This is a genomic window from Idiomarina sp. PL1-037, assembly GCF_034422975.1.
Classification (GTDB): Bacteria; Pseudomonadota; Gammaproteobacteria; order Enterobacterales; family Alteromonadaceae; genus Idiomarina.
Window position 1 is genome coordinate 291,590 of record NZ_CP139873.1, and the last position, 19,149, is coordinate 310,738.

Annotated in this window: 25 protein-coding genes; 12 read left to right on the forward strand and 13 right to left on the reverse strand. The window is 48.6% G+C overall.

Going from position 1 to position 19,149, the window contains the following annotated elements:
- Nucleotides 1-3: 3 nt before the first annotated feature.
- Nucleotides 4-1,539 carry a 2,3-bisphosphoglycerate-independent phosphoglycerate mutase gene (gene gpmI / locus U0358_RS01315; RefSeq protein WP_322406764.1) on the reverse strand — a complete coding sequence of 512 codons (1,536 nt, stop codon included), beginning with the start codon at nt 1,537-1,539 and terminating at the stop codon, nt 4-6.
- A 165-nt stretch (nt 1,540-1,704) separates the two neighbouring features.
- Here gpmI and U0358_RS01320 point away from each other — a divergent pair, with 165 nt between their 5' ends.
- Genes U0358_RS01320 through gpsA form a run of 3 tightly spaced genes read left to right on the forward strand, consistent with a single transcriptional unit; the run spans nt 1,705 to nt 3,696 of the window.
- Nucleotides 1,705-2,136: a rhodanese-like domain-containing protein gene (locus tag U0358_RS01320; protein ID WP_322406765.1), complete on the forward strand. Its 432-nt coding sequence runs from the start codon at nt 1,705-1,707 to the stop codon at nt 2,134-2,136.
- Nucleotides 2,137-2,178: 42 nt separating this feature from the next.
- On the forward strand, nt 2,179-2,682 hold the full coding sequence (gene secB, locus U0358_RS01325; protein ID WP_317498166.1) for a protein-export chaperone SecB: 504 nt from the start codon (nt 2,179-2,181) through the stop codon (nt 2,680-2,682).
- Nucleotides 2,683-2,694: 12 nt separating this feature from the next.
- Nucleotides 2,695-3,696, forward strand: a complete 1,002-nt coding sequence (gene gpsA, locus U0358_RS01330; RefSeq protein WP_317498167.1) for an NAD(P)H-dependent glycerol-3-phosphate dehydrogenase — start codon at nt 2,695-2,697, stop codon at nt 3,694-3,696.
- A gap of 44 nt (nt 3,697-3,740) precedes the next feature.
- Here the strand turns inward: gpsA and slmA are convergent, their stop codons facing one another.
- The 3 genes from slmA to coaBC form a co-directional block, all read right to left on the reverse strand.
- Complete coding sequence (gene slmA, locus U0358_RS01335) at nt 3,741-4,331, reverse strand: nucleoid occlusion factor SlmA (protein ID WP_317498168.1); 591 nt, start codon at nt 4,329-4,331, stop codon at nt 3,741-3,743.
- 64 nt (nt 4,332-4,395) lie between these two features.
- Nucleotides 4,396-4,851 (reverse strand): dUTP diphosphatase, encoded by a 456-nt coding sequence (gene dut, locus U0358_RS01340; protein ID WP_322406766.1) that lies wholly within the window; start codon nt 4,849-4,851, stop codon nt 4,396-4,398.
- A gap of 33 nt (nt 4,852-4,884) precedes the next feature.
- Nucleotides 4,885-6,105: a bifunctional phosphopantothenoylcysteine decarboxylase/phosphopantothenate--cysteine ligase CoaBC gene (gene coaBC, locus U0358_RS01345; RefSeq protein WP_322406767.1), complete on the reverse strand. Its 1,221-nt coding sequence runs from the start codon at nt 6,103-6,105 to the stop codon at nt 4,885-4,887.
- A gap of 110 nt (nt 6,106-6,215) precedes the next feature.
- On the opposite strand from coaBC, the gene radC reads away from it, so the two are divergent.
- The 3 genes from radC (at nt 6,216) to rpmG (ending at nt 7,476) form a co-directional block, all read left to right on the forward strand.
- Complete coding sequence (gene radC / locus U0358_RS01350; RefSeq protein ID WP_317498171.1) at nt 6,216-6,890, forward strand: RadC family protein; 675 nt, start codon at nt 6,216-6,218, stop codon at nt 6,888-6,890.
- Between the two features lie 182 nt (nt 6,891-7,072).
- Complete coding sequence (gene rpmB, locus U0358_RS01355; protein WP_126781196.1) at nt 7,073-7,309, forward strand: 50S ribosomal protein L28; 237 nt, start codon at nt 7,073-7,075, stop codon at nt 7,307-7,309.
- An 11-nt stretch (nt 7,310-7,320) separates the two neighbouring features.
- Nucleotides 7,321-7,476 (forward strand): 50S ribosomal protein L33, encoded by a 156-nt coding sequence (gene rpmG / locus U0358_RS01360; protein ID WP_006953863.1) that lies wholly within the window; start codon nt 7,321-7,323, stop codon nt 7,474-7,476.
- A 62-nt stretch (nt 7,477-7,538) separates the two neighbouring features.
- Here rpmG and U0358_RS01365 read toward each other — a convergent pair whose 3' ends face one another.
- A complete protein-coding gene (locus U0358_RS01365) occupies nt 7,539-8,156 on the reverse strand; it encodes a 2OG-Fe(II) oxygenase (RefSeq protein WP_317498172.1) in 618 nt (205 codons plus the stop codon).
- A gap of 118 nt (nt 8,157-8,274) precedes the next feature.
- Between U0358_RS01365 and U0358_RS01370 the strand changes: the two genes are divergently transcribed.
- Together U0358_RS01370 and mutM are read left to right on the forward strand one after the other, a co-directional pair.
- Nucleotides 8,275-8,781: a hypothetical protein gene (locus tag U0358_RS01370; protein WP_322406768.1), complete on the forward strand. Its 507-nt coding sequence runs from the start codon at nt 8,275-8,277 to the stop codon at nt 8,779-8,781.
- 15 nt (nt 8,782-8,796) lie between these two features.
- Complete coding sequence (gene mutM, locus U0358_RS01375; protein WP_322406770.1) at nt 8,797-9,609, forward strand: bifunctional DNA-formamidopyrimidine glycosylase/DNA-(apurinic or apyrimidinic site) lyase; 813 nt, start codon at nt 8,797-8,799, stop codon at nt 9,607-9,609.
- Between the two features lie 15 nt (nt 9,610-9,624).
- Here mutM and bioH read toward each other — a convergent pair whose 3' ends face one another.
- Nucleotides 9,625-10,392, reverse strand: a complete 768-nt coding sequence (gene bioH / locus U0358_RS01380) for a pimeloyl-ACP methyl ester esterase BioH (protein ID WP_322406771.1) — start codon at nt 10,390-10,392, stop codon at nt 9,625-9,627.
- 36 nt (nt 10,393-10,428) lie between these two features.
- Between bioH and U0358_RS01385 the strand changes: the two genes are divergently transcribed.
- Nucleotides 10,429-11,118 carry a ComF family protein gene (locus tag U0358_RS01385; protein WP_322406772.1) on the forward strand — a complete coding sequence of 230 codons (690 nt, stop codon included), beginning with the start codon at nt 10,429-10,431 and terminating at the stop codon, nt 11,116-11,118.
- A 71-nt stretch (nt 11,119-11,189) separates the two neighbouring features.
- On the forward strand, nt 11,190-11,768 hold the full coding sequence (nfuA, locus tag U0358_RS01390; protein ID WP_317498177.1) for a Fe-S biogenesis protein NfuA: 579 nt from the start codon (nt 11,190-11,192) through the stop codon (nt 11,766-11,768).
- Nucleotides 11,769-11,781: 13 nt separating this feature from the next.
- On the opposite strand, the gene U0358_RS01395 is transcribed toward nfuA, so the two are convergent.
- Nucleotides 11,782-13,092 (reverse strand): MATE family efflux transporter, encoded by a 1,311-nt coding sequence (locus tag U0358_RS01395; RefSeq protein WP_322406773.1) that lies wholly within the window; start codon nt 13,090-13,092, stop codon nt 11,782-11,784.
- A 57-nt stretch (nt 13,093-13,149) separates the two neighbouring features.
- Here U0358_RS01395 and U0358_RS01400 point away from each other — a divergent pair, with 57 nt between their 5' ends.
- Entirely contained in the window at nt 13,150-14,235 is a 1,086-nt protein-coding gene (locus tag U0358_RS01400; protein ID WP_322406774.1) for a polysaccharide deacetylase family protein, read from the forward strand.
- Here the strand turns inward: U0358_RS01400 and U0358_RS01405 are convergent.
- From U0358_RS01405 to U0358_RS01425, 5 genes are read right to left on the reverse strand one after another with little or no spacing between them, the layout of a single operon-like run.
- Nucleotides 14,232-14,846 carry an SCO family protein gene (locus U0358_RS01405; RefSeq protein ID WP_322406776.1) on the reverse strand — a complete coding sequence of 205 codons (615 nt, stop codon included), beginning with the start codon at nt 14,844-14,846 and terminating at the stop codon, nt 14,232-14,234. The genes U0358_RS01400 and U0358_RS01405 overlap by 4 nt on opposite strands.
- A gap of 12 nt (nt 14,847-14,858) precedes the next feature.
- A complete protein-coding gene (gene cyoE / locus U0358_RS01410) occupies nt 14,859-15,755 on the reverse strand; it encodes a heme o synthase (RefSeq protein WP_322406777.1) in 897 nt (298 codons plus the stop codon).
- Between the two features lie 13 nt (nt 15,756-15,768).
- Nucleotides 15,769-16,758: a COX15/CtaA family protein gene (locus U0358_RS01415; protein WP_317498182.1), complete on the reverse strand. Its 990-nt coding sequence runs from the start codon at nt 16,756-16,758 to the stop codon at nt 15,769-15,771.
- Between the two features lie 9 nt (nt 16,759-16,767).
- Nucleotides 16,768-17,313, reverse strand: coding sequence for a redox-active disulfide-containing membrane protein (locus tag U0358_RS01420; RefSeq protein ID WP_322406778.1), 546 nt, complete (start codon nt 17,311-17,313; stop codon nt 16,768-16,770).
- Nucleotides 17,310-18,065, reverse strand: coding sequence for an SURF1 family protein (locus U0358_RS01425; RefSeq protein WP_317498184.1), 756 nt, complete (start codon nt 18,063-18,065; stop codon nt 17,310-17,312). The genes U0358_RS01420 and U0358_RS01425 overlap by 4 nt, the downstream gene beginning before the upstream one ends.
- On the opposite strand from U0358_RS01425, the gene U0358_RS01430 reads away from it, so the two are divergent.
- Nucleotides 18,043-18,258: a DUF2909 domain-containing protein gene (locus U0358_RS01430; protein ID WP_253616902.1), complete on the forward strand. Its 216-nt coding sequence runs from the start codon at nt 18,043-18,045 to the stop codon at nt 18,256-18,258. The two genes, U0358_RS01425 and U0358_RS01430, sit on opposite strands and share 23 nt — an antisense overlap.
- A gap of 15 nt (nt 18,259-18,273) precedes the next feature.
- Here the strand turns inward: U0358_RS01430 and U0358_RS01435 are convergent, their stop codons facing one another.
- Nucleotides 18,274-19,149 (reverse strand): cytochrome c oxidase subunit 3, encoded by an 876-nt coding sequence (locus tag U0358_RS01435; protein ID WP_317498185.1) that lies wholly within the window; start codon nt 19,147-19,149, stop codon nt 18,274-18,276.

A 19,149-nucleotide genomic window follows, 5' to 3' on the forward strand; every position in this document is an offset into this window, starting at 1 on the left:
AAGTTAATCCTGCTCTAAAGTCATTAACGAAGTACCGGTCATTTCGTCTGGTTGCTCCATGCCAATTAAGTGCAGTATGGTTGGGGCAACGTCAGATAAACGTCCATTTTGCGCTTTAGCCGGCCGGCCAACGTAAATGAAAGGTACAAGTTCGTTAGTATGAGCGGTATGCGCCTGCCCGGTAGTGGCGTCACTCATTTGCTCGGCGTTGCCATGATCCGCCGTTATCAGACATTCACCACCAACGGCTTCTAAAGCTGAAACCACTCGTCCGACACTGTGGTCAACGGCTTCACAAGCTTTAACGGCGGCATCAAAGTTACCAGTATGACCAACCATGTCACCATTCGGGTAGTTGCAAATCACTACGTCAAAGGTCTTCGACTCTATGGCTGCAACCAACTCATCGGTCAGTTGTTCTGAGCTCATTTCTGGTTGTAAGTCGTAGGTTTTAACTTTAGGTGAAGGAATAAGAACACGCTTTTCGCCCTCAAATTCCTGCTCGCGTCCGCCGCTGAAAAAGAAAGTAACGTGAGCGTACTTTTCTGTCTCGGAAATGCGCAGCTGAGTTTTATCATGCTTAGCGAGCCATTCACCCAAAACATTATTCAAAGGCTCGGGTGGGAAGGCGCTGGGGGCTTCTAAGGTATCGGCATATTGGGTCAGCATAACAAATTCGCTGATGTCAGCGCGTGGCCCGCGGTCAAAACCATCAAAGTCATTATCAACGAAGGCTTGAGTCATTTCACGGGCGCGGTCAGCACGGAAATTCATAAAGAACACTGAATCGCCATTAGCAACTGGAGCAGGCTGGCCAATAACGACCGGTGTGACAAACTCATCGGTTTCACCGCGCTCATAGGCGTTATTTAATGCATCGGTAGCATTAGCCGACGTAACGCCGGAATGGCCGTGATAAACGGCTTTGTATGACTGCTCAATACGCTCCCAGCGCTTGTCTCTGTCCATGGCATAGAAGCGGCCACTTAAGGTGGCGAAACGACCTTTGCCCAGGCGTGCAAATAAAGCTTCAAAACGTTCAATGGAAGTCAGTGCCGATTTTGGTGGTGTGTCACGGCCATCCAGGAAAGCATGAAGGTAAACGTCTTCAGCGCCTTCTTCCACTGCCATTTCAATCATGGCAATAAGGTGGTCTTCATGGCTGTGAACACCACCGGCAGAGAGTAAGCCCATAATATGGACTGCGCCTTTAGCAGCTTTAGCTTTTTTCAGGGCGTCGCAAAGTACAGAGTTATTGTAAAAACTGCGATCAGAAATGGCCTTGCTAATGCGGGTAAAGTCCTGATAAACGATGCGGCCGGCGCCTAAATTAACGTGACCCACCTCGGAGTTGCCCATCTGGCCATCCGGTAACCCCACCGCATCGCCGGAGCCGTCTACCAGACAATGCGGGTACTTTTCCCATAAACGATCCATAACCGGAGTGTTCGCTTTGGCTATTGCATTATCGGGGGCATCTTCACGGTAACCCCAGCCGTCCAGAATCAACAATACCAAAGGTTTAATCGTAGGAGTCATAATGGGCCTCATTGCTCGGTGTTTTCACTGATGAAATTAGTCAACATTCTACTCGATTTCCAGAGCTTACGCATCCACCCAAGATTTTTCTGGAAACTGCGATTTGTACAGGTATACTCTTGACCCGCAACTCTTTTCTGTTACCGACGAATACTGGTAGGTCTTATGCAAGAAATAATGGAATTTGTCAAAAGCAACCCGATGATGAGTGGTATCTGGGTTGTGCTGCTAGTCGCACTGATTGTGACCTCGATTCGCTCGGCTATGTCACCGACAAAAAACTTAGAACCGCAAGAGGCCACGGTATGGGTAAACCGCGGCGATGGCGTTTTTGTTGATATTCGTAGTGCGGATGAATTTAAGAAAGGGCACATTCACGGATCGGTGTCATTACCGATGGAAAAAATTAAACAAAAAGAACTTTCCTCTATTGAAAAGTTCAAAGAAGCCCCCATTGTGATAGTCTGTGCAACAGGAATGACGGCAAAATCGGCAGTTAGCCAGCTAACGGCTGAAGGCTTTACTCAAGTTGCTGTGCTGCAAGGTGGTATGAACACATGGCGCAGTGCCAAATTGCCGGTTTCGCAGAAAAAATAATAAAATTCGTCTAATACTTAAAAAAGAATAGGAAGTAAAATTATGGCTGAAGAACAGCAAGCAAACGGCGCCGCAGCTGAAAACCAACAGCAGCAAGTACAATTCGCTATCCAGCGTATCTACGCTAAAGACATTTCTTTTGAAACTCCAAGCTCTCCGGCTATTTTCCGTAAAGAATGGAAGCCTGACCTTAAATTAGACCTGAACGTTAAACACGAAAAAATTGAAGACGGTGTTTACGAAGTGGTACTGACTCTGACGGCAACCAACAAAGTTGAAGACGACGTTGCTTTCCTTTGTGAAGTACATCAGGCGGGTATTTTCACTATTGGTGAAGAAGTTCAGGAAGGCCAACTGGCGCATATGCTGGGTTCTTTCTGCCCGAACATTTTGTTCCCTTACGCTCGTGAGTGCGTTTCAAACCTTGTTAACCGTGCGACTTTCCCACAGTTGAACCTGGCTCCTGTTAACTTTGATGCGATTTTCCAGCGTCACATGCAACAGCAAGCTGAACAGGCTCAGGGTCAGCAAACTGCAGACGCGTAAGCAGATACAATAATGCAGACACCTCAGGTGACAGTATTAGGGGCGGGCTCTTACGGGACCGCCCTTGCTATTTGTTTTGCCCGTAAAGGCATTTCTACTACCTTGTGGGGGCGGGATGCCGATAAAGTTGCCGTTATGCAAACGGCTCATGAAAACGAAGAGTACCTGCCGGCGTGCCCGTTTCCCGAATCATTAAAGGTTACTGCCGACTTAGGCGAGGCCCTTAAAGACGTGAAAAACGTGGTGGTGGTTGTTCCCAGCCATTCGTTCTCATCTATGCTGAAGCAGGCAAAACCTTTGTTAGCGGAGCATGCCCGCGTTGCCTGGGCAACCAAAGGGTTAGAGCCGGACAGTGGGCGCCTTTTGTACGAAGTCGCAGAAGAAACTCTGGGCGACGAGCATCCGCTAGCGGTGTTATCTGGTCCTACTTTCGCTATTGAAATGGCCAAAGGGTTACCTACTGCCATTTCTATGTCGTCAACTGATCAGGCCTTTGTCGAAGAGCTTTCCGGGCTTCTGCATTGTGACCGCTCTTTCCGGGTTTATACCAACAACGACTTTATAGGTGTGCAGTTGGGTGGCGTGGTTAAAAATGTCATAGCTATTGGTGCTGGTATGGCCGACGGTATTGGCTTTGGTGCTAACGCCCGCACGGCACTTATTACCCGTGGGTTGGCTGAACTTACCCGGCTAGGTCTGAAGTTAGGCGCAAAAAGCGAAACCTTTACCGGTATGGCAGGTTTGGGCGATTTAATTCTGACCTGCACCGACAATCAGTCGCGTAATCGGCGTTTTGGCATGGCTTTAGGTCAGGGTAAAGGGGTAGATGAAGCACTGAAGAGTATCGGGCAGTCGGTCGAAGGCTACCGTAATACCCGTGAAGTGGTTGCTTTAGCCGCACGCAACGAAGTGGAAATGCCCATCTGTGAGCAGATATATGCGGTCCTCTATGAAGACAAAGAACCGCAACAGGCCGCCATCGACTTATTAAGCCGTGAGCGTAAAACAGAGTGATCTGTTTACAGTGACCTGTTTTACGCCTTTATTTACGCACGTACCTAGGAACTAACCAGCTGTTGCTCCATTACCTGCCATTGAGCCGAAAAATGCTCGGTCGGTAAACGCTTAAAGTTAGAGCGTACAAACTGACTGATTTTGCCATCGGCATAGCTTAGCAATAAGTTCGCCAATACCGCTTCGTCCACAATAAAGCGCTGCTGTTCGCGCATCGCTTTCTCGCGCAGTATCTGCTTAATTGAACTTTCTATACGGTTGAACAAATCTTCCATACGACCACGCAGACGGTCATGCTCACCCATTAATGCATCACCTGTCATAATACGGGTAATACCGGGATTACGCTCGGCAAACGTTAGCAACAGCTGCAATATCGCATGGCAACGGGAGAGGGTGTTTTTCTCCTCGTCCATAATCATATTAATACGGGTTAGCAGGGTGTCTTCAACAAACTCGATAAGCCCTTCAAACATCCGCGCTTTCGACGGAAAGTGACGATATAAAGCCGCCTCTGAAACGCCTAAATTAGCCGCCAGTTTTGCTGTAGTAATGCGCTGACCCGGGCTGGTTTCCAGCATTGCCGCTAAAGCCTGTAAAATTTCTTCACGACGGTTACGTTTTTGTTCTGCCATGACAGTAACTTTCCTTATTTGAATGGCCGGACTTTTGGGTGGCCCTAACTATGAACGACCAGAATTACGAACGACCAGAATGACCAAAACCACCTTCACCACGATCCGTCTCGTGGAACTCTTCAACAATCGACATTTGTGCCTGCACAACCGGCAAAATGACTAGTTGCGCAATACGGTCGCCGGGTTCAATGGTGTAAGCCTGACTGCTGCGGTTCCAGCATGACACTTTGAGCTCGCCCTGGTAGTCCGAGTCGATAAGACCGACCAGGTTACCCAGCACCAGACCGTGTTTATGGCCCAGTCCTGAGCGCGGTAAAATAGTGGCCGCATAATTTGAGTCGCCAATGTACATAGCAATACCGGTGCCTATTAATTGAGTTTGACCTGGTTCAATAGTTAATGGGTGATCCAGGCAGGCGCGCAGATCCATTCCGGCAGAGCCTTGGGTGGCGTATTCAGGAAGCGGAATAGACCGGCCAATACGGTCATCTAAAATCTTTACTTCGACTTGCGTCATGGAATTCTCACTTTCTTATTAATTAGCCCTGAATTAACGAGCTATAGTATTAAAATAACGTTTGGCTATCGCGTCGATAATTGCAATAGCCATATCATGCTTGCTCATTGTTGGAAGCGACTGCTCACTGTCCTTACTCAAAATAATGGCGTTATTGCTGTCGCTGTTAAAACCCAGCCCAACCTGGCTGACGTCGTTAGCGATTATCATTTGTAGTTGCTTTCGTTCCAGCTTGCGCAATGCGTTGGCTTTTAGGTTTTCAGTTTCGGCCGCAAACCCAACGGTAAAAGGCGGTTTTTCAGAGCTGGCTACCTGCTGCAGAATGTCCGGGTTTTGCACCAGTTTGAGTTGCGGTGGCTGGTTGTTTTGTTCTTTTTTGATTTTCTGCGAGGCAACCTCAGCAACGCGATAGTCCGACACGGCAGCACAGCCAATAAACACATCGCAGTTTGGCAGTTGCTGTTGTACCGCGTTGAGCATTTGTTCGGTAGTCTCTACGTCAACGCGTTGAACACCGGCGGGCGTTGGCAGTTGGGTTGGCCCCGATACTAAAATGACTTTAGCCCCTGCACGTGCAGCAGCTTCAGACAGGGCATAGCCCATTTTGCCGGAACTGTGGTTACTGATGTAACGCACGGGGTCGATGGCTTCACGAGTCGGGCCTGCGGTAATTACAAAGGTTTTACCCTGCCAATCTTGTTTGGCTTCGGGGGCTTTTTTTATTAGCGCCTGCACAATTTCTGTAGGGTCACTCATGCGGCCGTAACCGACATCACCACAGGCCTGTTCGCCACTTTCCGGGCCTATCATTTGCACACCACGGCTGAGTAGCGTTTCAATGTTTTCCTGCACCGCAGTAGCCGCCCACATTTGCTGGTTCATGGCCGGAGCAATGGCGAGCGGCGCTTTACTGGCTAAAACCAGGGTACTCAACAGGTCATCGGCAAAGCCGTGAGCAATACGGGCAATAGTGTTAGCCGAGGCCGGAGCAATAAGAACAAGATCCGCCCAACGAGCCAGTTCAATATGGCCCATAGCGGCTTCTGCTGTGGGATCCAACAAGTCGTCGCTGACCGTAAAACCGGACACAGCTTGTAAGCTAAGTGGGGTTACAAAAGCTTTTGCACCGGCAGTCAGCACCACACGCACTTCTGCGCCCTGCTCACGCAAACGGCGCACCAGGTCAGGTGCTTTATAGGCGGCAATGCCACCGGTAATACCTAAAAGTATGTGTTTGTTCTGCAATGGTGCCATGCGAACCCCTCAGTGTTAAGTCGTGTAAAGATAACATGAGACCCCGTAACTGGGTAGATGGTCGTTATACTTCTCTCTTAAGAATTAAGGTAAGAATTAAGGAGAAAAGAATGAGCGTCAAGGAATGGCCCGTTTCAGAACGACCCAGAGAAAAACTCCAGACCCAGGGGGCAGAATACCTGAGCGACGCAGAGTTATTAGCCATTTTACTTGGTAGCGGCAGCGGAGGGCAGGACGTTGTCAGCTTCGCGCGTCGTCTGTTAAGTGACTTCGGCGGTGTCGGCGCGTTGTTAACAGCCACTCCTGAGCAGTTGTTGGCTTGTAACGGCATAGGTCCGGCCCGTGTGAATCAGCTGCGGGTTGTGCTGGAATTATCACGACGCTATCTGAAATGGCAGCTGGAGCGTTCGGACGGCTTTACTGAACCCACCATGGTTAAAGACTATTTAACCTCACAACTGCGTCATCAGGGCCGCGAAATCTTTGCTATTTTACTGCTGGACAGCCAGCACCGGCTGTTACGTTACGAAGAACTGTTTCAGGGCACCATTAATGCCGCACCGGTGTATCCGCGTGAGGTGATAAAGCTGGTTATGCAGTATAATGCGGCGGCAGTTATCCTTGCACACAATCATCCATCGGGCGTTGCAGAACCCAGCCAGGCGGATCAGCGAGTTACCGAACGGGTCAAAAAAGCCCTGACTTTAATTGATGTGGCGCTATTGGATCATTTCGTGGTGGGCGCCGGCGATCCAATTTCTTTCGCAGAGCGTGGATTGTTGTAGTTTTGTACTGGCGGTTTGATTAAAAATCACGTAAAATCCGCACCGAACGATCGATAAGGATCAAATTTCCGTCGTATAAGCTTGATTAGAAGGGCAGTTTGCTGTATAAAATGCGCCCTCGGATTTATAGGCAAGGTCACGTTGGGCGACAGGCGAGCTTGCAGCAATTTTGGAGTAAAGACATGTCACAAGTATGCCAAATTACAGGTAAGCGTCCGGTAGTCGGTAACAACCGCTCGCACGCACGCAATGCGACTAAACGTCGCTTCCTGCCGAACCTACAATCGCACCGCTTTTGGGTAGAAAGCGAGAAGCGTTGGGTTAAGTTACGCATTTCTACTAAAGGTATGCGTATCATTGATAAAAACGGTATCGATACGGTATTAGCGGATCTCCGCGGCCGTGGTGTTAAGGTTTAAGGAACTAAATTATGCGCGATAAGATTCGTTTAGTATCATCTGCTGGTACAGGTTATTTCTATACCACAGACAAAAACAAACGCACCATGCCAGAAAAAATGGAGATCAAAAAATTCGATCCAGTGGTTCGTAAGCACGTGATCTTCAAAGAAGCTAAAATCAAGTAATTGGTTTAAAGCTTACAAAAAACCCAGCTTCGGCTGGGTTTTTTATTGGGTGACGTTTGACCTTAGCGTGGAGGGTCCACAATGCCGGAAATGCTGGCATTAATACGGAACCAGCCGGTAATACTGAAGCGGTCACGCTCGGAACGTTGTACTTCATGCACAAAGCGGTCGCTTAAAAACACCACTAAACGCCCTTGTTTAGGCAATACGGTTTCCAGTACCTGCCCTTTATCGCCATAAATAACCAATTGCCCGCCGTCGGTTTCCTGCCATTCGGGGTTCAGGTAAAACACCGTTGTGAGCACTCGGTTGCTTCTGCCTTTAAACGCATCCAGATGTTTTTTATAAAACGCGCCTTTAGGGTAATGTGCCAGGTGGCATTCGTAATCGAACAGGCCAAGAAAGAGCTCGCGGTTAAATTCGTGGCGTAACTCATCCATAATGCTTAGATAGTCTTTATGATGCGGTTCTTCCGGAGTTAACCAATAAATGCGGTCGTTGCGAACCGAGGTATTGATGGTCTGGTTTTGCTGGCGGCCAATACCGGCCAGGTTCCAGTATTGCGCGGGTAATTGCCGTGCGTATTGATACAGAGCCTGCGAAGGCAGCGGCTGCAGAAAATCATCGATAATGCAGTAGCCGTGGTCGGCAACTTTGTCGATAATATCAGATAGCACCATAACGCAATAAAGCTCCGTATTTTGTTGTCGCGCGAGAATATAGGGTATTCTGTCTCCAGTAACAAGAAGTACAGCAACAAGAGAAGTATTCGAACCTTAGCACAAAGAGCGCAATCCGATGAAAGTGAATGAGAAGCGAAAAATATTTGGACTGACCATGACCCGAAGGGCATGGAACAACGTTCTGGTTTACGTGATATTAATTATCATGGTGGTGTTTTGGTATGTCGCTCCGCCGGTTAAAGAAGAAGCGGATGACAGTATTGCGCAAGAGGCTGATTCGGGCGAGGTCATTGGCCTGATACCGAATGACGGAAATTTGAGAACAGTACAAATTGACCAGCTGAAGTTAGCGTTAAATGATGGACAATGGCAATGCCAGGCTCCATGTCGTTTATCGGAAAAAGCGGCCGCCAGCGTTGCTGAAAACTGGTTGGAATTAACCATGGCGCCAACCGAACAGCCAGCTGAAAATTTAATAACGGACGTTTATTTTGGTTTTATCGGGGGCGAAGAAGCGCGTATTGAGCTTTATGCAGAGCCCGAGCTGATGATCCGTATGCCAGCTCAGCAACAGAATTACCGTGTAATAGAATTTACTGCTAGTCAATTACTGGGCCATTAAGGAAGTTATCGATTTATGCCAGAGTTACCCGAAGTTGAAGTCAGCCGTTTAGGCATTTCTCCGCACATCGAAGGACGCACAATTAAGTCGGTTAAGGTTCACGATAAGCGCCTGCGCTGGCCGGTCCCTGAAACTGTGCATCAGGTTGAGGGGCACGTGCTGCGTTCGGTCAGCCGCCGCTCAAAATATTTGCTCTTACAAACGGATAACGGCTGCCTGATATTGCACCTGGGTATGTCGGGTAAGCTGCGCGTGGTTCCAGCCGAAACAATGCACTACAAACATGACCATATTGATATAGAGTTCGATAACGGCCAAACCCTGCGCTTAAATGATCCGCGGCGTTTTGGTGCTTTGCTTTACAGTGACGGTGATGTGAGCGGGCATGAGCTGCTAAGCCAGCTTGGCCCGGAACCGTTAACCGACGCGTTTAATATCGACTATTTATTTGAACGCTCACGCGGGCGTTCGCAGTCGGTAAAAACCTTTCTTATGGATAATAAAGTGGTCGTGGGTGTCGGTAATATTTACGCGAACGAGGCTTTGTTTAAGGCGGGTATCAACCCGAAACGAGCGGCCGGAAAAATCAGTAAAGTGCGCTACCAGAAACTGGTACCGATAATAAAAGAAACACTGGCAAGCGCGATAGAACTGGGCGGCACTACCTTAAAAGATTTCACCCAGGTGGACGGTAACCCGGGCTATTTCGCGCAAAAACTTCAGGTTTACGGGCGTGGCGGTAAGCTTTGCATGGTGTGCAGTAACAGATTGAAAGAAATTCGTCTGGGTCAGCGCAGCACCGTGTACTGCACCCAGTGCCAGCGCTAGTTTGGTTTTTAGCTCTTAGTTCTCGACAACCTTCAGCAATTCACTGACAAAGCGTTCCGGCTCCGAAATAAACGGAGCGTGTGCGCTCTTGGTGAATACCACCGCTTTTGATTGCGGCGCCAGAGCGGAAATATCGTCGATAGCGCGCTCCGGAACCAGGCTGTCCAGGCGTCCGTAAAAACGGTTAAAAGGCACTTCAATGTCGGGCAGCTGCCGACGCAAATCTGCAGTTTGTAATATGGCCAAGGACTGTTTCAGCACACCCTGGTCTGGCATTGGCTTGGTAAATATCAGCTGTTTTACTTGCTTAACCTGTTCGCGCGCGTCCTCGCTGCCCATAGCCTGAATCGCTAAAAAACGTTCAATGGTCTTTTTAAAGTTGCTGTCCAGTTGCTGTTGAAACTGCTCCAGAATGGTCGGTTTAATACCCGCCCAGTCGCTGCTTTCCACAAAGTGAGGTGACGATGCAACGGTGGTTAAGGACATAACCCGGTCAGAATGCGTCAGCGCAATTTGTGTCGCAATTAACCCGCCTAAAGACCACCCCAGCAAGTGAAAGCGTGGCGGCAGCGCTGGCATAATTTGTTCAATAAAACTTTCCAGTGAAACGTCATTTTCTGATGACCAGACAGAGTCACCAAAACCGGGCAGGTCGACGCAGTACAACTGAAAGTGCTCACTTAATGTCGGTACCACAGGCTGCCAAATATTTGCATTCATTCCCCAGCCATGGAGTACAACAATAGGGGTTCCTGTGCCACAGCATGTTACCGAAAGGCTCACTATACTACTTATCCGAGTTATTAATTAAGGGGTGGTATGCTAGCGTTTTTACAGCGTCTCGCCAATGCTTTTGAGCTGGGCACCTGCTGGAGTTGCGGTTATTCTAAGGTAGCCGCCGCAAGCCTTTGCTCTTATTGCGAAGAAGCACTGCCGCGTTGGTATCCGCGCTGCTGTCAGCATTTGTCCGATATTGAACAGTATTTAGTGGCGGAGCAGAAGCCATGCCGCTACTGGCACGGCGCACTGCGCTGGGAGCCGCAGGTACAACAGCTTATTACCCAGTTTAAATTTCGCCATAAAGCCGAGCTGGCGCCTTTACTGGCAAACCAGTTAGCGGCTCATTTACGTCTTTGCTACCGCGAACAGGTATTACCGGACTGCGTTGTTGCGGTGCCTATGACGCAACAAGCCTGGCGAAAAAGAGGTTTTCACCAGACTGCATTACTGGCGCGGCATGTGTCACTGGCTCTCGAGTTACCTTACATTGAGGGCGGGTTACGTAAAATACGAGCGGTGCCCATGCAGCATATGGCATCGAAGGCATTACGTTGGGAGAACAGTCGGGGCAGCCAATTCGCTTTACAGGATTTTAGCGGCTGTACGGTAGCGGTCGTGGACGACGTACTGAGTACTGGTGCCACTATGATGGCAGCAGCCGATGCGCTCTATAAAAAAGGAGCTAGAGCGGTGGATGCGTGGGCGGTTGTCTATAACCAGCACGACTAGAAACTGCAGAGCGTTTCGGTTACACTATACCCTAGTAATTTACTCAGGTATAAGCCGTGAGGTCAGTATTTATGATTCGTATTTCAGAAGCAGCGCAGTCCCACTTTCAGAAGCTATTAGCCGATCAGCCCGACGGCACATGTATTCGTGTGTTTGTGGTGAACCCGGGTATGGCGAATGCAGAGTGTGGTGTTTCTTATTGCCCACCGGATTCGGTCGAACCGGACGACGAGCGTCTGCCGTTTAATGGTTTTGACGCCGTAGTGGATTCAGGCAGTGCGCCTTTTTTAGAAGACGCTGCTATTGATTTTGAAGAGCAGGAAATGGGGTCTCAGTTAACCCTGAAAGCTCCGAATGCCAAAGCACGTAAAGTTGCCGACGACGCACCACTAATTGAACGGGTAGAATATGTGATTCAGGCGGAGATTAATCCTCAGCTTGCCAACCACGGTGGTCAGGTGATGGTGTCAGAAATTACTGATGACGGCGTTGCTATTCTGCAATTCGGCGGTGGCTGTAATGGTTGCAGTATGATTGACGTAACCCTGAAAAACGGCATTGAAAAAGAGTTGCTTGAGCGTTTCCCGGAAGAAGTAAAAGGCGTGCGTGATATCACTGATCATGAGCCCGGAGAACACTCTTACTATTAATCGTAGCTTTCAGCTAATAAGTTCCGGAAAAGTATTTAAGCCAAATTGCCTGGGTAATACCACGCATGAGTAAAAAGCCGCTGAGAGCTAACCACAACCCGTGGTTCTCCAGCGGCAATCCCGCCCACCATAAAGGCAGAAAGCCAATTAAAGCGCTTAATATCATCGTATTACGCATTCCACGGCTGAACGACAAACCAATGAAAACACCGTCGAACCAATAGCTCCAGTGGGCGATAAGCGGCAACACTACTATCCATGGCAGGTAGTTTTCGGCAACCCGGATAATTTCAGGAATATCGGTAATAAGGCGAATAATTGCACTGCCGGCCAGGGCGAAAACTAACGCATAAACCACAGCAAAGAGTGACGACCAGAGCAAAGTAATTTTGCACCAATAACGGATTTTATCGTAACGCTTCTGACCTTTAGCTTCGCCGGCCAGCGCTTCTACAGAATAAGCAATGCCGTCAAGTCCCAGCGATATCAGCATAAGAAATTGCATTAATACGGCGTTAACCGCCACCATAGTGCTGCCATAGCGAGTGGCGTAGCCGGTCATGGTTGCCATACACAGTTGCAGTATCAGACTGCGTATAAAAATATTACCGTTAACGCCTAAAAACTGACGCAGCTGCTGAAACTTGAGCTGCCAGTGGCGTAAGTGCCAGCCCAGCGCGCGGGCGGTCCAGTAGAAGCCGACAATAGCAGTCACCCACTCAGCACTAAGCGAGGCCCAGGCGGCCCCTTTTACATTCAGTCCAAAGCCAAGAATGAGTATCACATCCATAACCACATTCACGGCGTTGGTAATTATCACCAGAAGCATGGCTTTGCGGCTGTTTTGGCGGCCTAATAATACCCCCAGAGCGACGAGCGTAATCAACGAAGCCGGTGCCGACCATAAGCGTATTTCGATGTAATCACGGGCGTAGCTTTCGAGTTCGGCAGAAGGGGCGATAACCCACATGGCTAAGTCATTTATTAAAGGACTGCTAACCGCTATTAAGACACCTAAACCCAGCGCAATAAGAATGCCGTTATTAAAGTGCTGGCGCTGAGCATGTATGTCATCGGCACCGTACGACTGAGCTATGTAACCGGTTGTGGCCATGCGCAGAAACACCGCCAGCAGATAAATGAAACTGACCACCATGGCACCAACGGCAACGGCGGATAAGTAGATAGCATCGGGTAAATGACCTATGATGGCAGTATCGACCAAACCGAGAAGAGGCGCAGCAATATTGGAAATGATCATTGGCAGGGCAATCGCAAAAACGCGGCTGTGATCAGACAATGAAAATCCAAACAGCTTGTGCATAACTATCCTTAAGTAAACTCGGTTAATAACGGCTTTTATACTTTATCAGGAGTCAGTATGAATATGTTGAACAAAATGACGTTGAGTGCCGCATCAGCCTTATTGCTGGGCTGCTCACCCATAGCTCAGGCAGGCAGCGCCGACAGTGTGGTGGTATTGCAGTATCACCACGTCAGTGACTCAACTCCGGCGGTAACGTCAATTGACCCTGAAACGTTTCGTGAGCATCTGCAGTATCTGCAGGACAATAACTTTAACGTAATTGATATTACTGACGCTCGTGATGCCATTGAAAAAGGCGAAGAGCTTCCCGAAAAAGCCGTTGTTATAACCTTCGACGATGGCTACCAAAACGTCTATGAGAACGCTGTAGAGGTTCTGGAAGAGTTTGAAATGCCTTATACGGTGTTCGTTAACCCTGAACTTATGCGTAAGCACAGCGGTCATTACATGGGCTGGAAAGAGCTTAAAGAGATTCAGCAGAACGGGGCGACTATTGCTAACCACGGACAGACGCACGCACACCTTATTCGTAAGCAAGAAGGTGAAAGCGATGAGGAGTGGCAGGAACGCATGCGTTACGACGTTATTACCGCACAAGAAGCCATTGATGAAAATTTAGGCGAACAGCAGAAGTACTTTGCCTACCCTTACGGAGAGTATAACAACGAGTTGCGGGCGTTACTGGATGAATGGGGCTTCCTGGCCTTTGCTCAGCACTCGGGGCCATGGTCTCAGTGGAGTGAAGATACGGTTATTACGCGGTTCCCGGCGTCGGGTATCTATGCGAATTTAAATACGTTGAAAGCCAAGTTGAATTCGAAAGCCATGCCGGTAAGTGCTTACCAACCGGAAGAGCCTTTAATCGCGCATGAAAATACGCGCCCAACGATTAGTGTGACACTGGAAGCGGGCGAAACACTAGACGATATGCGTACCGACGCGCTGCAATGCTTTGCCGGTAGTTCGGTTTTAAAACCTGAGTGGGAAAGTGATACTCAGTTTAGTGTGACGCTTGAAAAGGACATTAACATTGGCCGCTCACGCGTCAATTGCACGGCACCCAGCGCATCAGAGTCTCGTTACTATTGGTATTCCGTAGCGCTAATCCGTCCTGACGAAACCGGTAGCTGGCCTGATTAATTGGCAATAATGGCAAAATCTTTTGCCAGTTGCTCCATGTCGACTACCGGTATTTCTCCGCGTTGGTGGTCGGCGTTAAAAATGGCTTTACGGTGCCCGTTAGGGTTAACCAGAATAATGGCCGCGCTGTGGTTCACCAGATAATTTTCTTCGCCTTCATCGGGAATGGAATACATTAAGCCTAAATCGCGGACGAAAGGGAACAGTTCTTTGTGCTCCGCGCGCACACCGACAAAATCGTCACCAAAATAGTTAACGTATTGAGTTAAACGTTCAATGTCATCGCGTTGAGGGTCAACTGAAATCATCCAGACTTTAACCGGATCGGAGGTTTCTTCCTGTAACGCCGGAAGCACACCTTTTAAGTCGGACATGGTGGTTGGACAGATATCGGGACAGAAGGTATAACCGGTAAAGAGCAAGGTCCACTGCCCTTTCAGTGCATCGTTTTCAATAGCGCCGTCGGCTGTGCTGTTTAACTTAAACGATTTTAAGGCACGAGGGGGCTCGTATATTAAAGCCTCCGGTTTTTCTTCCGGCCAAAAATTGTAAACCGCGAATCCGGCAGCAAGGGCGACAAGCGCCGCCAGCAGCGTAACGATACGACTCATGTATTACTCCAGTTATACGTAGTGATCGACCAGTAAAATCACAAACAGCAGCATGAGGTGCCAGATAGAGAAGGCAAACATGTTAAAGGCTGTTTTCTTGCTGGGCGCGTATTTCAACTTCCAGGCATAAGCCAGAAAAATAGCGTTAAGTACACTGACGCCGACCAGATAAATCATGCCTGTCATGCCAATTAAAAACGGCATAAGGCAAACCACGGTCAACAAAACGGTATACAGAAAAATACAGGTTTTGGTGAATTCAATACCGTGGGTTACCGGCAGCATTGGCACTTTGGCACGGGCATAATCTTTAGCGCGGTGCACCGCAAGTGCCCAGAAGTGGGGCGGAGTCCAGGTGAATATGATCATCACCAACAGCACCGCCGGCGCGTTAATTTCGTTGGTCACCGAGGTCCAGCCCAGTAACGGTGGCGCGGCACCAGCTAACCCACCAATAACAATGTTCTGCGGCGTAGCGCGTTTTAAGAACATAGTATAAACCACAGCGTAACCCACCATACTGGCAAAGGTTAACCAGGCAGTTAATGGATTAACCCAGGCATACAGGGTCACAAAACCAATAGCACCAATGGATGCGGCAAAAACGGTGACTTTTGTCGGTGACAAATTTCCCTGCGGTAGCGGACGTCGGAGTGTGCGCGCCATTTTTGCGTCGATATGGCGGTCAACCAAATGGTTAATAGCTGCCGCTGCGGCAGACATCAGCCCAATACCGGTTAGCGCCGGCACCAGTACCTTCAGTGAAACCAGTTCCTCGGTGGCTAGGCACATGCCAACCACGGCGGTGAGTAACAGTAAAGCGACGACACGAGGCTTGGTCAGTTCAAGGTAGTCCCGCCAATGAGCGTTGCGCGTTTTTGTTATAGTATTTGTGGCAACGGATTGCATAGTTTCAACTCCTCTACGCTTTTCTGGACAGGTTGTAATTCAACGCGACCAGCGACAGCAACAACAAAGCCCCTACGGCATTATGTGCCACTGCATTCCAAAGCGGTAATTGAAAGACTACGTTACTAATACCCAGCAGAATTTGCAAAGATAATAACAAGCCGATAACAATTAATGAGCGCCGGAAGAAATGCGACTTCGCTTTTCGCCAGCATTTAAAGAGTAGAGCACAAATTACTAAAAAAGTAATAATAGCGCCCACTCTGTGCATTACGTGCATGGTCATACGGTCGTTGTAGTCATGGGCACCGTATTGATAGGTGTCGGCCTCGGGTATGCTGAAGGCTCCGGCAAAGTCCAGTTGTGCCGTCCAGTTACCTTCGCAGAAAGGGAGTTCCGTGCAGGCTACGGCGGCATAGTTTGCAGCAACCCAACCACCTAAGGCTATTTGACCAATAACCACCAGTAGCGTAAAAAATGCCAAACCCCGATAGCGCCTTAATTCCGGGTCACCACCGGCGAGCCGGAATGATGACAGCCGCAGCGATAGCAGGTATAGCAGCGATATAACCGAAAAGCCGCCCAGCAAATGCCCCATAACTATCAGCGGTTGCAGGTTCATGGTGACTGTCCACATACCCAGAGCCGCCTGAAAAATCACTAACCCCAGAAGTAAAGTTGGCAACTTAACCGGAGTAGGGTAATGACTGTAACGACGGCTTTTAACCCAGGCAATAATGGCAATGGCCAGTATTAATAATCCCAGAGTGCCGGCAAAGTAGCGGTGCACCATTTCGTTCCAGGCTTTGGCGTGTTCCACAGGCGCATCCGGGAACCTGAGCTCCGCCTGCTGAATCTGCTCTGATTGCGAAGGAACGCCCAGAAAGCCGTAGCAGCCCGGCCAGTCCGGACAACCCAGGCCGGCTTCAGTGAGCCGGGTAAAAGCACCAAGAACAATAACGATAAAAGCAAAAAAGACACTAATTTTTACCAGTAAACGCATGTCATTTCCCTACCCAATTCTGGACAATTTAAGCAGCTTACGAAGATCCGCCAACACGTTTTTACCTTCAGCAATCATTTGCTTTTTGTCTTCATGAGTTGGGTAATACAGCATAACGTTGTGCATCGGGTCGATAATAAATACGGTATTTTCGGGCAGTTCGGAGAGTTGCGAAATCAGTTCTGGCGTCACTAATTGGGTAATATGCGGAGCGCTATGGTTAAAATCGGCCTGCAGACTCTCGTTTTGGTGTAGAACTACTGGTGTGAGGCGGTCAGTATCCTTACCAATAGCGACATCTACTTGATTCATAACGTACAAGGTATTCTCACAGGTGGTTTCACAGTTCTCCGGGGCGATATAACCCAGTTGCCAGCCCTCCGGTAGTTGGTTGGTCTTTTGTTTGAGTGTGATAGGCGGCTGCAGCAGGGTACCTTTGTTTGTGCCCGCCTCGTACCAATTCTGCGACAGAATTAACCAAGCCGCTAATAAAGGGACAATAAAGGCAACGAAAACAATAATCATGGAACGGCGAGAGCGATTCAGGGAGCTCATCGGGTCTCCTCTTTTTTTGGTTGTTTATTCAGTTTTATAACAGCGAATACAAAAATCACCAAGCACGCAATGGCCAGCGAAAACCATTGAAGCGCGTAGCCTTGATGTTTTTCGGGCGACATTACCTGGGGCTGCCAGTTACGTTGCCAGCCTATGGTGTCTGGTGATTTCAATAAAAAGGTGTAGTGAGTTAACGGAATATCGAGTTTTTGACTAATGGCATTAGGCTGAAACTCTTGTACTCGTATTCGGTTGTCAGCTAACTCGGTTTCATAGGTATTACTGACAAATTTATTATTCGAAGGGAAGTACAGATAACCCGTAAGGTTCTGTCTACCCTCGGCAATATCAATTTGGGGTAGTTCCTGTCGGGATGCCGGAGCCGGTAACCAGCCCATATTAACAGGAATATAATTGTCGGGGTTGGCGTCAGGACGGAACAACGCAATCACCTGGTAGCCGACAATGCCATCGGTCATTTTATTATCGAGAAAAAAGACCGGTTGTCTAACAAATTCGCCTCTCATCTTAACGAAAAGAAAGCGATCAGACTCAGAAGATATTGTTCCTAACTGAGACAGAGCAGCTGCGTCCCCTTTCAATTGTTGCTGTTCGTAATCGGAAAATAGCTTACGTTTTTCTTCTGCGCGATCTAATTGCCAAAAACCCAGCTTGACCAACACCGCAATTGCCAGCAGAGTAACTAACGTAGCGATAAGAGGAAAACGTATGTTGGTCTTTTTTAAAATCATTATTGTACTGCTGCTTGGTTATATGGTGGTGAATCTTTTCCGCGCATTATTCAGCATGCTGCGTAACGATCCGAATAAACCACCCATGTCCCATTACTTAGGGAAACGGGTGGGAGTGGCCGCCGTTATCCTTGTGATACTGATAGCGGCGACGGCTAGTGGCTTTTTACCTTTAAACCCACGCCCCTATTAAACGGGGCATTTTTTCTTACAGTATGTAAACCACGACGAACAGGCACAACCAAACGACATCGACAAAGTGCCAGTACCAACTTGTCGCCTGAAAAGCAAAGTGGTTATCTGGTGTAAAATGCCCTTTTAAAACCCGCAGGAACATGATGATAAGCATGACGGTTCCTAAGGTTACGTGCATACCGTGGAACCCGGTGAGCATATAAAAGGTATTACCGTAAATACCTGAATCTAAAGTTAAATTTAAATCCTGGTAAGCATGTACATATTCGGCACCTTGCAGGTAGAGGAAAATGCAACCCAGAATAATCGTAATGGCGAGCATTACGGTCAGCTGTTTACGTTTATTTTGTTCCAGACCCGTGTGGGCAAAGTGACAGGTAACTGAACTGACTAACAAGATAAGCGTGTTAATAGCTGGGAGACCATACCAGCCCATAGCCTGAGTTTCGGTACCACCTGGCGTTTTCACCAGCGGCCACTGCGCGACAAAATCCGGCCATAGAACCTCGTTGGTCATAGCATTGTTACTGTCTCCTCCTAACCATTGCACAGCAATAACGCGAGCATAGAAAAGGGCGCCGAAAAAAGCGGCGAAGAACATGACCTCGGAAAAAATAAACCAGCTCATGCCTTGTTTGTAGGATTCGCCGAGCTGGCTGCTGTATTTACCGCTCATGGACTCGTTAATCTGATCGCGGAACCAGCCAAAAAGCATGATGGCCATAACGATTAAGCCAAGGATCAATACAGTACTGCCATGACCGTCTTGCTCTTTACTCATGTCGATAACGGTGTGCCCTGCGCCCCAGGCTATTAAACCTAAGCCAATTGCTCCAACAATAGGCCAGGGACTGGAAGCAGGAACATAGTAACTTTGTTGTTCTGCCAT